The sequence below is a fragment of the Pseudomonas sp. TJI-51 genome, from assembly GCF_000190455.2.
GTDB classification, from domain to species: Bacteria; Pseudomonadota; Gammaproteobacteria; order Pseudomonadales; family Pseudomonadaceae; genus Aquipseudomonas; species Aquipseudomonas juntendi.
The window spans coordinates 5973-6803 of sequence record NZ_AEWE02000011.1; the positions used below are offsets into that span (position 1 = coordinate 5973).

The following is an 831-nucleotide window of genomic DNA, read 5'->3' on the forward strand; positions in this document are numbered from 1 at the left end:
CCAGGTGCATGGTTGCCTGCGTATGCTCGAATTGCCCGGCGCAACACGCTTGGCCGAAGAGCTGGAGCTGTTCGCCAAGGCCTTGGCCGATGGCCAGGTCAGCCCGCGTGGGGATTGCCTGGGCGCATTGTTCCGCGGCCTCGAGCAATTGCCGGCGTACCTTGAACGCTTGCGTGGCGCGCGCCATGACCTGCCATTGGTGATGCTGCCGTTGCTCAACCAGTTGCGCGCCTGCCGGGGTGTCGAGCCGCTGGCCCAGGCCAGCCTGATCAGCGGCACGGCGCACCGCTTCGCCGGTGCCGATGACCTGGCCAACCTCGATCTGTCGCTGGGCAATTGGCGTGAACAGCTGCAGGCCGGGCCGGGCCGGGATGCCTTGCGCTCGGTAGTGACCGCGCTGTGCGACGACCTGATGCGCATCAAGGAGCGGCTTGACCAGTTCGTGCGCGGCGACCGTCAGCACCGTGAACAGCTTGACGCTTTGCTGGCGCCCCTGCGGCATGTCGCCGATACCCTCGCCGTGCTGGGCTTTCAGCAGCCACGGCGGGATCATCGACCAGGTGCTGGCCTTGCAGGCGCTGGCCGAGGGGACGCGTGCCGTTGACGATGCGGTGCTGATGGATGTGGCAGGTGCCCTGCTGTACGTGGAGGCTACCCTCAACGGCATGGTCGGCCCGCTGGAGGAAAACGGCCAGGGCGGCCTGGCTGGCTCGGACCTGGCCGAGATTCGCCAGTTGGTGCTGAACGAGTCGCTGAATGTGCTGCAGCAGGCCAAGGACCTGATTGGCGATTGCCTGGAGTCCGGCTGGCCGCGGCAGCGCCTGCAACCCC

The 831-nt window shown here is 67.3% G+C and carries 1 pseudogene; it reads left to right on the forward strand.

Annotation, left to right across the window (positions count from 1 at the left end):
* A pseudogene (locus G1E_RS29085) lies at window positions 1–831 on the forward strand (hybrid sensor histidine kinase/response regulator); the annotation flags it as partial.